We start from the raw sequence: 14,036 nt of genomic DNA, 5'->3' as shown, positions 1-14,036 counted from the left end.
TCCCCTGGGTTCCGACGCTCGCCCGTGGGCTCTTCCCCACGACCTTCCCCGAAGGCGCCGCCCAGCCTCGGTACGATTCGGTGGACGCGCCGCTCTGGTTCATCGTCGCCGCTCACGAGCTGCTGCGCGCCTCGGCCGAGGGCCGGCGGCGTCTCTCGGCGGCGGAGCGCAACACGCTCCGCGGCGCCATCGAGGCGATCCTCCCCTGGTACGTCGAGGGAACGAGCTACCGGATCCGCATGGACGAGGACGGCCTGTTGGCGGCGGGCGAGCCGAACGCTCGCGTCACCTGGATGGACAAGGCGTGCGGGGCCGTCGCGCCGCGGATCGGGAAAGCGGTCGAGGTGCAGGCGCTCTGGCTGAACGCGCTGCGCGCGGGGTCGGAGATCTCGACGCGTTGGGAGGCCCTGTACCAGCGCGGGCGCGGCTCGTTCGAGCGCCGCTTCTGGAACGATGGCGCCGCGTCGCTCTACGACGTCGTGGACCTGAATCACGAGCGCGGCGTCGCCGACGCTTCCTTCCGCCCCAACCAGATCGTGGCGGTGGGCGGCCTTCCCTGGTCGGTGCTCGAGGGGAAGCGCGCGCGCCAGGTGGTGGACCTGGTCGAGGCGCGGCTCTTCACGCCGATGGGGCTTCGCGCCGGGCCGGCGGACGATCCGGCCGCGCCGCGACTGGCGTGGCCCTGGCTGCTCGGGCCCTTCGTCGAGGCGTGGGTGCGCGTGCGGGACAACATGCCCGAGGCCCGCGCCGAAGCGCGCGAGCGCTTCCTGACACCGCTTCTGGCGCGGCTTGACGACGGCGGCGCCGGCCAGGGCGGCCTGGACCATCTGCCCGAAGCGGTGGATGCCGATCCGCCGCAGGCCGAGCGGGGCGCGCCGTTCTATGCCCTCTCGGTCGCCGAAGCGGTCCGTCTGGAACAGGCGGTGCTTCCCCGTCTGTGAAGGCGCCACCGATGGATTCGATCACCGCCGGCGGATCGCCGCCGCTCGCAACGCCGCCGCCGCGCCGCTATTCCTGGCAGCGCACCGCGCTCGCGCTCGCCGTCGCGACCCAGGGCGTGATCAACCTGATGTCGGCGCTCCTCTCCCATCCCTCGGAGCGGCTCCTCGCGCTTCGCCGCCTGGTCCCGACCGACGTCATGGACCAGAGCCGCACGTTCACCTTCGTCGCGGGCGTGCTCCTGATCGCGACCGCGTGGGGGCTGCGCCGCGGCAAACGTCGCGCGTTCGTGGTCGCGCTCTTCCTGGCCGCGCTCTCGGTGCCGATGAACCTGCTCAAGGCGATCGACTTCGAGGAGGCGACGGCTGCGTCGGTTCTCCTCTTCGCGCTCGGGATCAGCGGCGACGCGTTCCGCGTGAAGAGCCGAGAGCTGACCTTCGGCGCCATCGGCCAGCGCACGCTCTGGACCGGCGCCTTCTTCCTGGTCTACGCGGTGGCGGGCTGCTTCTGGCTGGAAGCCCACTACGGCGGCGGGGCCTCGCTGGGCCGCGCGGCGGGCGAGGCCGCCTACCGCCTCTTCGGCATCGGCCAGACGAAGCTGGAGACGATCGCGCCCCTCCACAGCCAGTCCTCGCGGATGGCGCGGTGGTTCACGCACTCGCTCGCGCCGATCGGCGCCTTGATCCTCGCGGGCTCGGCCCTCTCGCTGCTCCGACCGGTCGCGCACCGCGAGCGCCACCGCACCGAGCGGGAGCGGGTGGCGCGGCTGCTGCGCCACTACGGCGATTCGTCGGTCGGGGCCTTCGCGCTCGAGCCCGACGTGGACTACTTCTTCAGCCCGACCGGACGCGCGGTGATCGCCTACCGCTTCGAGTCGAACGTGCTGCTGGTGCTGGGCGACCCGATCGGCCCCGACGACGAGTTCCCGCCCCTGCTCCAGCAGTTCGCGACCTACTGCGCCGAGCACGACTGGACCTTCGCGCTGTTCCAGGCGCGCCCCGAGAAGCTCGCCATGTACCGCGAGGCGGGATGGCGCGCGGTGCACATCGGCGTGGATCCGATCCTCCGCCTGGATCGGTTCACGCTGGAGGGATCGGCGATGGGCGACGTGCGGCGCTCGCGGAACAAGCTGGAGGCCGCGGGGCTCGAGGCGCGGCTCTACCCGCCCGACTCCCACCCCTTCGATCCCGCGCGGGAATCGGCGATGCGCGACCAGCTCGCGGCCGTGTCGTCGGAGTGGCTCCGCTCGCGCAAGGGAGCCGAAAAGGGATTCGCGATGGGCCGCTTCGACCCGAGCCGCCTGGCCGACCAGTGGCTGGCGGCGGCGTACAACCCTGAGCGCCAGCGGATGGAGGCGTTCATCACGCTCGTGCCCATCTGGGCGCGGCGCGGCTGGGCGCTGGACCTGATGCGCCGCCGCGACGACGCTCCCTCCGGCGTGATCGAGTTCCTGATCGTGCACTGCGCGGAGGCGGCGAAGGAGCGCGGCGACGAGCTGATCTCCCTTTCACTTTCGGCGCTGGCCAAGACCGAGGCCGACGCCGCCGATGCCGGCGACCGGGCGCGCGCGTTCCTGATGGAGCACCTTCGGCGCTTCTACGACTTCGAGGGGCTGTTCCGCTGGAAATCCAAGTTCGCGCCCGACTTCGAGCCGCGCTACCTGGTTTACGCCGACCCGCTCGCCCTCCCGCGCGTGGTCTTCGCCCTGGCTCGGGCGCAGAGCCCCGGCGGATTTCGTTCCTATTTCCGGAAGGCGGCGTGATAGCGTCTCCGCACGACAATTTGTCAGGCGCCACGGGGCGGAACCGGCGCCGGCGGTCGGGGTATGCGTGCGACAGGCGCCGTTGAGCCGTTCGCGGCATCCAAGGAGAGCATGAAACCGATTCGGTGGTTCGTCATCGCGCTGGTGGCCGGGTGCCTGGGCCTGATGGCCCAGACGGCATCCGCCGCCACGCATTCCGTTGCAAGACACCACCACCGCTCCGCGACGATGCTGCGTCAGACCAGCCGCGCCGCGGCGAATCGCACGGCGCCCGCGTCCCGGCAGGGACGCCGCCTCCCTTCGAATCCCGCGAACCGGTCAAAAACGCGCCACTCGACCGCCCCTACCCGCGGCCGCGGGCACTCGACCTATGGAGTTCTTCCCCACGCGCCGAACGCGGCCCCGGATAACCGCGATGGCGCGTTTCGCCTTGCGGCCGTGGACGACCACGGCGCGCGCCTGAATCGGATGCTGGAGAGCCGTGGCCCTCCGCGGGCGGGTCCGCATCGGATCCCCGCGCCACGCGGGTTCTACCTCCCTCTCCCGCGCACCTCTCCAGCTCCGCACATCTCGCAGACCGACTCCAGGCAGCACCCAGAGCTCAGCCCACCCCGGCACACCGAAGGCTCACCCAGGTCCGGTTCTTTGGATTCGGACCCCCCCTTGCCGTCCGTTTTCGAGGGCGCGGCGGCGGGACCTGACATGCCCTCAACCGGAGGAGTCCCTTCATGAAGCGCAGTCTGATCACCTCATCGCTGGCCGCACTCAGCGTGGCGTTCCTGCTGCCGATGGGCGCGCACGCGGCCACCACGACCAACGCGACCGCGACCAAGCACACGACGGCCGCGAAGACCGCGACGGCGGCCAAGAGCACGACCGCCGCGAAGTCGGCCAGCACCACGACGGCCACGAACGCGACCGCGAGCAAGCCGACGCGGCGCCATCACACGATGGCCAAGAACGCCTCGTCCACGAAGGCGAAGGTCACCAAGATCGACATCAACACCGCGACGCGCGAGGAGCTGATGACGCTCCCCGGCATCGACGGCGACATGGCGGACAAGATCATCGCCGGACGTCCGTACAAGAACATGGCGCAGCTGAAGACCAAGGGCGGCGTGACCAACGCCGAGTACCGCAAGATCAGCCGCAAGGTCACCGCGAAGCAGGCGGCGGCGATGCATTCGGAGGCGCCGGCAAACGGAACGCCGAGCACGGACAGCGGGGCCCAGTCGAGCAACGGCGACAATACCGCCGGCGCGAGCGGGTCGAGTGACCAGACCAACAAGTAAGGCGGCCGTTTTCTTCACGCCGTAATCCGGCAGCCGGTGGCCGGCCCCCGGCACCCTCGGACCCGCGCGTGCGGTCGCAAGGCCGCACGCCGGGTCGCCGGGCGGAACCCCGCCCGGAGGGAGTCGGCGCGCCGTTTTCTGCTATCCTCCCGGGCCTACCGCAAAGCCCACCGTCCAACGAGGGAGGATGCACTCATGGAACCGCGTTCCCGCTTTGCCCCAGCGCTTCTCGCCGCAGCCCTGATCGCGCTCACGTGGTCCGCGCCCGCGCTCGCCGCGGACAAGACCCCGAGCAAGGCGAAGGCGAAGACGACCGCGGACGCCAAGGCCGCGGCGGATGCCAAGGCCACCCAGACGGCCGCGGAGGCGGATGCGGCCAAGTCCGCCGCCGCACAGCCTTCGAAAGAAGAGATGATGGCCATGATGATGAAGATGGCCACCCCCGGCCCCGAGCACGCCGCGCTCAACCCGCTCGCGGGCTCCTGGAAGACCGTGACCAAGATGTGGAGCGATCCGTCCGCCGAGCCGACGAGCGGCGAGGGGACCTGCGAGCGCAGCTGGGTCATGGGCGGCCGCTATCTCGTCGCCAACTACAAGGGCGTATTCGGCACGATGCCGTTCGAGGGGATGGAAGTCCTGGGCTACGACAACATGAAGAAGCAGTACGTCAGCTCGTGGGTGGACAACATGGGGACGGGGATCATGCTGAGCCAGGGTCCCGCGATGGAGCCCGCCACCCACTCATATACCCTGACCGGCACGATGGCCGATCCCACGGGCCGGGAATCCACGATGCGCGAGGTCACGAACATCGTGGACGGCAACACCTACACGATGACGATGTACGCGAACGACAAGGGGCAGGAACAGAAGATGATGGAGATCACCTACAGCCGCGCGAAGTGAGCCGCGGAACGCGGTGAATTCCGAAGCCACGACCCCGGGGGCGCCTCGATCCGGATCGCGATCGAGGGCGCCCCTTGTCGCAGCCATCGCGATCACGCTGCTCACCTGGTCCTCGGCGTACGCCGCGATCCGCCACGCGGTGCACGGGTTCCCTCCGGCGTCGCTCGCCCTGATCCGGTTCGCGGTCGCTTCGATCACGCTCGCCCTCCTGACCGTGCCGACGAAGCGGGTCGTGCTGCGCGGGATCCCCCGGCGCGACCTGATCGGCTTCGCCCTCATGGGACTGGTGGCGATCGCGATCTACCATAGCGCCCTGAACGCGGGCGAGCGCACCGTCAGCGCCGGCGCCGCCAGCCTTCTCATCAACACGGGCCCGATCTGGACGGCCCTGATCGCGATGGCGTTCCTGGGCGAGCGGCTGGGAACCCGCGGATGGATCGGGACCGCGCTCGCCTTCCTCGGCGCGGTGATCATCTCGGTGGGCGCGGCGGGCGGCATCCGCTTCGAGGGCGGCGTCGGGTTCATCCTGATCGCGTCGCTCTGCCAGGCGGTCTACTTCGTGCTGCAGAAGAGCTATCTGAAGCGCTACGGCGCACTGCAGTCGACCTGCCTCACGATCTGGCTCGGGACGCTCTTCCTCCTCCCCTTCCTCCCCGAGCTCCTGCGCGCGCTTCGCGCCGCCACGCCAACCCAGATCTTCTCGGCCGTCTATCTCGGCGTCGCTCCGGGCGCGATCGGCTATCTCACCTGGACGTACGTGCTCTCGCGCATGCCCTCCTCGAGGGCGGCGAGCCTGCTCTACCTGGTTTCGCCGTTCGCCTACCTGATCGGGTGGATCGTTCTGGGCGAGCGTCCCGGCGCCGCCGCGTTCCTGGGCGGCGTGCCGATCATCGCGGGACTGGCGATGGTGAATGCGCGAACCAGCCCTGCGAAGAAGCTGCCCGAGGGAAGCTAGGGGGTTGCCGAAGCAGCGCCCACGCCCCCAGGAGGATCGCGAACGAGGCGGCCCCGAGCATGGGGGGCTCCGGCCCGGGAGCCAGCCGGATCGCGGCCTGAGCGCAGACGAGCAGCGCGGCCAGCCAGCGCCACGCCTCGGTCCGAACACGGGTCTCGATGGCGTAGAGCACCGGCGCGATGGCCATCGCGAAGGAGTAGACCATCAGGCGCGGCGAGAGGAGGAGCCAGAGCAGCACGGCGATCATCGCCGTCTCCACCCGAGTCGAGGAAGCGCGCGCCCGCCGCAACGGCTCGAGACTCAGCAGGAGGATCGCGGCGGCGAACGCGAGATACGCTCCCATCGCCAGGAACGGGACGGACGCCGCCGGCGCGCCCAGGGCGCCGAACAGCCAGTCGGAGAGTCCCAGCGCGCTGGGGTTCACCTCGATCGCGAGCCTGGCGTTCGGCGAAGCGTGGACGATCGCGGCGCGCCACTCGGCCGCGAGACCCGGGGGCAGGCTGACCGCGACGGCGAGAAACGCAGCGCTTCCGGCGATCAGGGCCGCGCGAACCGGCCGCGGTCGCGGCGCCGCGGCGAGGACGCCCAGTAGCCCCACCGGCAGGAGCTTGAAGATGGAGCCCAGGGCGATGAGATAGCCCGCGAGCGCATCGCGGCCGCGCACGAAGGCGGCCAGCGCGATCCAGAGGATCGCGATCTCGAGCAGCGCCACGTTCCCCGTGCGCAGGTCCCACGCCACGGAGCGATCGAACCCCAGCGCGAGCACGACCACCAGGCGGGAGGGATCGCTTCCGCGCAGGAACTCCCGCCGCCAGAGCCAGACCAGGAACGCAGCGAGGACGCCCTTGAACCCCAGCCATGCGCCCGCCGCGACCGCTTTCGGCAGGAGGCTCATCGGCGCGAACAGCGCGAGAGTCGCGGGCGGATACAGGAAGGGCAGCGTCACCGTCCGGCGGGCAACCCGCGTGAGGTTCTCGAGCGAGTAGGGATTCAGCCCCGCGCGGAAGGCCGCTCCGGCGAAGTAGTAGGTCTCGAAGTCCCAGGGCTTGCCGGCCCGCGCGACCACGTAGCCTCCGGCGGCGATCAGCGCGGCGAGCGAGACTCCCCACCGCGCGAAGCGCCGCGCGCGGCTCACCGGCGCACGTAGAGGCAGGCGCCTCCCGGAAGGAAGGCCGGGCCGGCGAACCCTTCGACCGGAGCGTTGCGGTCGATCACCCCCACCCACGCCGTGTCGCCGTCGGCGACGTTCCGCGCGCGCGCGTCGGGCGAGAGGAAGATCGCGGCGACGGGGTGATCGCGTTCCACGCGCGCGAGATCGCGCGCGAGCGGCAGGAGAAGCGCCGGACGATCGGCGTGCCACGCCACCCAGTCGGGAACGTCGGAGAGGATGAGCCGGTCGCGCGGCCAGGCTCCCGCCGTGGCGGCGGCGTTCAACGCCGAGGCGGTCGCGGGAGGAAGCGGAGGAAAGCGCCGTGGCGCCTCTCGGGTCTGAAAGGCCACCGTGAGCGCGCGCTCCGCGATCAGGAGCGCGAACAGCGCCACGAGCGCGCGGCGGCCGGAGAGGCGGTCCAGGGCGGGGGCGGCGGCGATCCCGATCATCACGCACGCGAGCGGCGCCACGGGCACGAGGAAGCGAGGGCTCCGCTCGAGCGCGGAGAAGGCGGCGATCTGCAGCGCGATCGCGATCAGAAACGGCAGCGTGGGGCGAAAGGGCGCGTAGCGTTCACGCGCCTCGCGCAGCAGGAGCCCCGCCATCGCGAGCCCGATCGCGAGGGGACCGAGCCCCCCGAGAAGATCCAGCCCGAAGCCGAGCAGGTCCTTGACCCACCGCACGGCAAACGTCATGGGATGGGTGAGCACGTACGGAATCGCCGCCGGCATCGGCACGCCGTAGCTTCGGGTCGACGAATACCCGGGGTACTCGGGCGTGTAGAGCAGCATCGGGTTCCCCTGGATCGACGACGCGTGCCCGGTGGTCTGCGCGAGATAGATCGGCCAGGGCGCGCAGAGTGCCGCGTAGAGGACGGCGAAGAGAACGCCCCGCCCTACGCGGCCGCGTCCCGCGGTCCACGCCCAGAGCGGCGCCATGAGGAGCGATTCGCCGCGCAGATACCACGCCGCGGCCGCGACGACCGCGGCCAGCACGGCGGTCGTCGCCCCGCGCCAGCGCACGAGGAGCAGCCAGACGAGGAGCGAGAGCGCCGCCACCGGCGCCTGGCTCATCCCCGGGCTGTAGGCATCCAGGAAGAGCGGGCAGGCGAGCGCCGCGGCGGCGGCGACGTGCCCTGCGCGGCGGTTCGCGAAATGCGCGCCGAGCAGGAACACGAGCGCAACCAGGACGGCATGCGATTGCGCGACCACGAGGAAATAGCCGAGCGGGAGCGAGGCCCCGAACTTCAGCACCATCGCGCCGCGCGCCGCGTAGAGCGGCATCCGCCAGCGCACGGGAAAGGGCGCGCGGTCGTTCGGTCCGAGGTGGGTGGGATACGTGTAGAGGGACGTGAAGCCCTGGCCGCGCGCGAGCTGCCGCGCTTCCTGCGAGTAGTCCCAGAGATCGCTGGAGGGGGCGATAGAGCGGTAGGTGGCCGCGCTGAAGAGAATCGCAAAGAGGAGGGCCGCGAGCGCCCAGAGAAGCGCGGCGCGCAACGGGAGCGAGGTGACGCTCGGCGCGGCGCGGCTCTTCGGACGGCTCTCGGGGGTCACGACGCGGAGCATAGAGGCGGGCTTCGAAGCGGGGCAAAAAATAACTCCCCGCCGCGCATCCGACGGCGGGGAGCCTTTCTTTTCGGCCGCGGTCTTGCGGTACCGCGGACCTATCGGTTCCAGAGAGCCCTGTCCGACGCAGCGGGCCCCAGCAGGAGGTGGGCTGGGTAACCCTTTAGGACTGTGGCGATTAGATCGCCGGACTCTCTACCTCCTTAGACCACCTCAGCGCCGAAAAAGTTTCCATCATTTCGCCCTATTTAAGTCATTGTATTGCAGCGGGATACGAGGCGTATGGGATACCCCACGTAGTGGAATTGTAGTCGTCCCCGGTCTCGGTCTGGAGGCACCTGGCGCTGAGAACGTCGACCGCCAGATGGTGTCTCCCCACATCCTGGACGGTCCATTGGGCGGTGTAGATGCCGTCGCCGGCCTTCCGATCGCCGTTCAACCCGTCGTCTCTCATCCGGATCCGGACACGATCGAACGGTCCCGGGAACGGCCGCATGTTGATCGGCACGTGCAGGTAGACGAACTCGGAGGGGCGGAAGGTCCGGTCGGTGTTCGTCACCTCGGCCTCCACCTTGACCGTCTGTCCGAACGTGGTCGACGGTACGGCCGGGCCGCCGTCGCGTAGCGAAAGGAACGCGGAGGGATCGGCGATGGTGGTCGCCCCCGCCGGCGTCCTGACGGTGACGGAGTGGATCGCGACCGTCTGCTTCGCGGGATCGATCATCGAGAATTGGACCGGGGACAGCGCGACCAGCCGCCAGCCGAACATCGAATCGGCGGAAGACGAATCGGCGTGGAACCAGACTTTTCGGAAGAGGGCCGTGCGCACGGCTTGATCGCGCACCGGCTTCTTCCCCGGGTTGCGCAGCCCGTCGTCGGTGCGGTCCACGTAGAGCCACCCGTCGAAGCGCACCGTCACGCGCACGACCGCGCGGCCGCTGTCGGGCGGCAGGATGAATTCGACGATGCGTTCGGGCGGGCGATCGCTCGGCGTTCTGCGGCGGCCCCAGTGGATCGGAGCGTTCGCCGCGATGCCGGTGTCGGCCGGGGCGAGCAGCGGCCCCTGCTCCGACGTGGGCACCGCGGGCTCCGCGGTGCCGAGGAGCTCGCCGGCGTCGTCCGAGAAATCGACGGCCAGCTCCGGAGCGGCGGCGGCGGCGCGAAGGATGGCGGCGCGGTCGGCGCCCTGCTCGCCGGCGGGACCTGACGGATTCCTGCCGCAGCCGGTGATCCAGAAGCCCCACGCGATGACGAGTACGGCGACGAGGTGTCGAGCCATGATGCGGTCTCCCCGGGAACAACGCGGCAAACCCGCCGGGCATGACTCTGCCCTGCAGCGGGTGTGCCATGAGCCGGAGGGGGATCCGGCAGCGGGCGTCATTTTTTCGCCGGAGGGGGGGACCGGCGAGAGCCCTTCGCTAAGAGGCACCCCGAAGGAGACCCTGGGTTCCTGCCATCGGCCAGGACCCTACCGCTACGAGACTTCGGCGGAGAGGGTCAGGGCCTCGACGATCCAGATCGCTGCGATCAGGCAGCACGCAACCGCCGCCGCGACCAGCCGACCCCGGGACGTCTCCTTCAGGCCGCGCCCCGTGCCTGTGACGAACTGGGCGGCGCACAGGACGAGACCGGGCATGAGCGGGAATCGGAACCGGCTGCCGCCGAAGAAGACGAGCGACGAGACGGCGATCGCGAAGAGGAGCGCTCCGAACAGCGGGCGCTCGACGCCTCCCGGGGCGGCCGCGAGGCCGAACACGCCGAGGATCAGGACCACCAGCGTCGGCATGTTCACGGAGGCGCGGAGCCACGCCGGCACCGCGCGATAGCGTTCCCGCAGCCGCGCGCCGGTATCGGAGCGGGTGAAGACGCCCGCGACCAGCTCGGCCTCGGAGCTTGCGAGCAGGGCCAGCTTGCGCGCGCCGAGGGTGAACCAGGCCGTGGGGTGGTCGGCGATGTAGGCAAGCGCTTCGGCTCCCGCGATGCGGTCGTTCTCCACTTCGCCGGAGACCGCTCCCTCGATCGGCGCGGGCTCGGCGTAGCCGCCGTTCGCCCAGGGGTTGGCTCCGATCCAGAGGTTCGCTCCGGCGCTGGTGATCAGCGCCGGCGTTCCCATCACGAGCAGGTTGCGAAGGATCCACGCGAGCACGGGAGCCATCGCGATGCCCAGGATCGCGGTCGTCGGCCGCGCGGAGGATCGCTTGGAAAGCGCGAACGGAAGCGCCGCGGCAAAGAGGAGCATCATCGGCTTGGTCAGGATGAGCGCCCCGAGCGCAAGACCGGCGAGCGCGTCGGTCCACCCGCGATCGCGGCTGACGAGCCACGCGAACGCGACGATCCCGAGCGTGAACGCCGTCTCCGAGAAGAGCTGGAGGCTGAAGAGCGCCGCGGCGGGAAGCGCGGCCCAGGCCAGCCCGGCGACGAGGGCCGCGGTTCGGCTCCGTCGGGAGAGCAGAGCATAGAGGAGAAGCGCCGTGAGCGCGTCGAGCGCCGCCTGCGCGGCCTTGACGGCCTCGGGGTGCCGGCCCGCCGCGTAGATCCCGGCGACGAACGCGGGATAGCCCGGCGCGCGATAGGCGGTCGGCGCGCCGCCGGCGCCGTCGTAGTGCCCGGTCGTGGCGAGCGTCCAGGCCAGGGCGTCGTAGTCGCGCGCATCGGACGCGAGCGGCCGCGGGTAGGCGAGGAGGAGCGTCAGGCGGACCGCGAGCGCGAGCGCGACGATCGCGAGCGGCGCCGCGCGCCACCACCGCGATTCCGGCGCCCGGCGCGGAGTCGAAACGACGCGATCAGCCTTGGCCGATTCTCCCACCGGCCCATAGTACCGCGCTCGCGAGGAGCCCGGGGTAGATCGGTTCGATCCCGAGCGGATAGGCGCCGCCGCCCAGGCGGGCCGCGAGAAGCCAGGCGAACGCCACCGCTCCGCCCACGGTCATCGAGGCCACGGCGAACGCCGGCCGCGTGCGCCAGCCGGCCCGGTACGACGTGACCAGCGGAACGAGCAGCGCCGAGACCCCCACCGAGCCGACGTCGTGCCACAGGTCCACGGCGGAGCGGAAGAAGAGGGCCAGCGCGATCGACACCGCCGCCGTGATCACGAATCCGATCTGCACGTACCCGTTCACGCGCGACTCGTCGCGCTCCCGCCGCCAGCGCCAGACCAGGTCGCGCCCGAAGTTCACGCCGCCGATGAACGTGTAGCCGTCCACGGTGGACATCACCGTCGCGAACAGTCCGAGGTAGAACAGGCCGCGGATCACGGGAGGGAGGAAGCGGATCGCCAGCTCGGGATAGGACGAGACCGGATCGGCCAGATGCGGCATCAGCGCCCGGGCGTACATGCCGGTGAAGGTCGTGAGGAAGTCGAAGAGGATCCAGAATCCGATCGAGATCCAGACGCCGCGCACCGCGGTCTTCTCGTCCTGCGCCGCGAACGCGCGCTGGTAGAAGGTCGGCTCGACCAGCGTCTGCAGCGCGATCAAGTACCAGACGAAGACGTACTGCGGCGCGTTCCCTCCATGCCAGACGAAGTGCGTGTGCGGGAGATGCGAGGTCAGGAACCCGAGCCCGCCGTAGCGCGCGACCAGGAGCGGCAGCGCCACCAGGAACCCCGCGTACATGAGGATGAACTGGAGGTTGTCGGCCCGCACCACGGAGCGGAGCCCGCCCCGGAGCGAATAGGCCGTGGAGAGCGCGGTGCCACCGACGATGGCGACCCAGAGCGGCCCGCCGAAGATGAGCTGGGCCAGGATCCCGACCATCAGCACGTACGGCGCCGGCGACGAAAGGAACTGGATCACCACGGCGCCGATCAGGGCGGCGACCCGCCCGTAGGCGGACTCGAGCTGGTCCGGAACCGAGTAGAGCCGCGAGGCCCGGGCGCGGCGCGCGATGAACAGCGCGAACAGCGCCGCGCCGACGTAGTAGGGCGCCCCGAACACGAGCCAGTTGGAGAGGCCGTAGCGGTAGGAGTACTCCCCCACCCCGAGCACGCCCCCGTACCAGGTCGAGACCAGCGTCATGACGAACGACGGCAGGGAAAGACGGCGTCCCATGACCAGGAACTCGTCGACCGGCTTTCGGGCCGTGCCGAAGAGCCGGACTCCGAGATAGAGCAGGAACCCGGCGTAGAGCGCGAGAAGTGCGACGTCGACGGGCGCCGTGCCTAGAACTCCACGCGGAGGGCCGCGAACACGCTCCGCTTCGAGGCCGGGTAGAAGTAGGGGATCTCGTCGAAGACGTAACCCGCCGTCTCGTAGCGGAGCCCCGTGAGGTTCATCCCATGCACGTCCAGCGCGAGCGACTTCTGCCCCAGCGCCCGCGCCCCCACCAGCGGCGTCAGGTCCAGCGTCAGGGCGGCGTTCAGAGCCGCGTGCTCTTCGACAAACTTATGCTGATATCCAGGCGCGTCGCGAAGCGCCGCGTTCTTCCGGTTGTCCTCGGAGTTGTCGAGATACTGCCGCCCCGTCTCCACGACCGTGACGCCGGCGCGGGACTCCCCCCGCCGGTACCCCAGCGTCACGTTCGCCATCCGATCGGGAAATCCCGCGATGGCGTTACCGCTGTAGTCGTTGAACACGCCGGGCGCCACGAACTCCCGGTAGTCGCCGAAGCGGTTCTTGCTGAACGTGGCGTTGCCCGTAAGCTCCAGCCCGCTCCGGTGCGCGTAGCCGAGCTCGGCCTCCACGCCCTTGTGCGCCGAGCGCGCCGCGTTTCCGGTGATCGGATTGCCGAGCGCGTCGATCTGCCCGAAGGGGACGATCTCGTTCCGGAAGTCGAGCCAGAACCCGGTCAGGCGCAGGAAGGCGTTCCCCTGCTTCCAGCCGAGCCCCAGCTCGAAGTCGCGCAGGTTCTCGGGGTCGATCAGCGGGTCTTCGTAGACGTGGTTCGCCGGGTCGAGCCGGCGGAAGAGCGGCACGCTGGTCGGGTCGTCGGCGCGGTAGATCTCGCTCAGGATCGGCTCCACGCGGACGTAGGCGAACGACCCGAACGCGTTCCAGCGCTCGCTGGGATTCCAGTTCACGCCGATCCGCGGGTTCAGGAACGAGTAGTTCAGGTGGAAATCGTAGCCGTTGTACCGGTCGTCTCCGACCGCGTATCGGGTGCTCCGCAGCTGGACGCTCCCGGTCAGGCGCACCTTGGGCCGCAGATCGTAGGCCTCCTGCGCGAAGCCCGACAGCACGCGCACCCGCCCCGTGTAGTCGTAGAACACGTGGTTCGGCTCGGCCCCGGGCGGAAGGGCCGCGCTCCAGGTCAATTCGCCCCAGTGGCGGCCGTCGTGCTCGCGCCACTCGCCGCCCAGGGTCAGCTCCCCCTTGTCGTGCTTGATGCGCGCGCGCGGCACCCAGCCGTAGTGCCGGTTTCGCACCCAGAGCCGCTGCGTCATGTCGGAACCGGTCACGAGGAACTGGCCGTTCGGCTGCGCTTCGGGAACGCCGAGCGAGTCGGTCAGGTAGTACGCCGCGGGATAGAG

The 14,036-nt window shown here is 70.3% G+C and carries 11 protein-coding genes; 5 read left to right on the top strand and 6 right to left on the bottom strand.

All coding sequences use genetic code 11. The features are described from left to right. From VE326_07215 to VE326_07195, 5 genes are all read left to right on the top strand, one after another. The coding region (locus tag VE326_07215) for an amylo-alpha-1,6-glucosidase (protein HYJ32996.1) at positions 1-941 on the top strand (941 nt) is incomplete at its 5' end. Between the two features lie 11 nt (positions 942-952). Continuing rightward, positions 953-2,701 carry a phosphatidylglycerol lysyltransferase domain-containing protein gene (locus VE326_07210; GenBank protein ID HYJ32995.1) on the top strand — a complete coding sequence of 583 codons (1,749 nt, stop codon included), beginning with the start codon at positions 953-955 and terminating at the stop codon, positions 2,699-2,701. A 728-nt stretch (positions 2,702-3,429) separates the two neighbouring features. Further along, on the top strand, positions 3,430-3,993 hold the full coding sequence (locus tag VE326_07205) for a helix-hairpin-helix domain-containing protein (GenBank protein ID HYJ32994.1): 564 nt from the start codon (positions 3,430-3,432) through the stop codon (positions 3,991-3,993). A gap of 195 nt (positions 3,994-4,188) precedes the next feature. After that, positions 4,189-4,899, top strand: a complete 711-nt coding sequence (locus tag VE326_07200; GenBank protein HYJ32993.1) for a DUF1579 domain-containing protein — start codon at positions 4,189-4,191, stop codon at positions 4,897-4,899. A gap of 13 nt (positions 4,900-4,912) precedes the next feature. Continuing rightward, the gene (locus tag VE326_07195) at positions 4,913-5,854 is read left to right on the top strand and encodes a DMT family transporter (GenBank protein HYJ32992.1); all 942 of its coding nucleotides are present in this window, start codon (positions 4,913-4,915) and stop codon (positions 5,852-5,854) included. Here VE326_07195 and VE326_07190 read toward each other — a convergent pair. The 6 genes from VE326_07190 to VE326_07165 form a co-directional block, all read right to left on the bottom strand. Beyond that, entirely contained in the window at positions 5,787-6,989 is a 1,203-nt protein-coding gene (locus tag VE326_07190; protein HYJ32991.1) for a glycosyltransferase family 87 protein, read from the bottom strand. The genes VE326_07195 and VE326_07190 overlap by 68 nt on opposite strands. Next, complete coding sequence (locus VE326_07185) at positions 6,986-8,557, bottom strand: hypothetical protein (GenBank protein HYJ32990.1); 1,572 nt, start codon at positions 8,555-8,557, stop codon at positions 6,986-6,988. The genes VE326_07190 and VE326_07185 overlap by 4 nt, the downstream gene beginning before the upstream one ends. A gap of 265 nt (positions 8,558-8,822) precedes the next feature. Beyond that, positions 8,823-9,848: a choice-of-anchor X domain-containing protein gene (locus VE326_07180; protein ID HYJ32989.1), complete on the bottom strand. Its 1,026-nt coding sequence runs from the start codon at positions 9,846-9,848 to the stop codon at positions 8,823-8,825. A gap of 195 nt (positions 9,849-10,043) precedes the next feature. After that, positions 10,044-11,375: a hypothetical protein gene (locus VE326_07175; GenBank protein ID HYJ32988.1), complete on the bottom strand. Its 1,332-nt coding sequence runs from the start codon at positions 11,373-11,375 to the stop codon at positions 10,044-10,046. Continuing rightward, positions 11,353-12,618 carry a sodium:solute symporter family protein gene (locus tag VE326_07170; GenBank protein HYJ32987.1) on the bottom strand — a complete coding sequence of 422 codons (1,266 nt, stop codon included), beginning with the start codon at positions 12,616-12,618 and terminating at the stop codon, positions 11,353-11,355. Before VE326_07170 ends, VE326_07175 begins: the two co-directional genes overlap by 23 nt. 110 nt (positions 12,619-12,728) lie before the next feature. Continuing rightward, positions 12,729-14,036: TonB-dependent receptor (locus VE326_07165; GenBank protein HYJ32986.1), on the bottom strand; the 1,308-nt coding region annotated here is incomplete at its 5' end.

The sequence above is a fragment of the Candidatus Binatia bacterium genome, from assembly GCA_035631035.1.
Lineage (GTDB): Bacteria > Eisenbacteria > RBG-16-71-46 > SZUA-252 > SZUA-252 > DASQJL01.
This window is presented reverse-complemented; position numbering and strand designations above follow the sequence as displayed.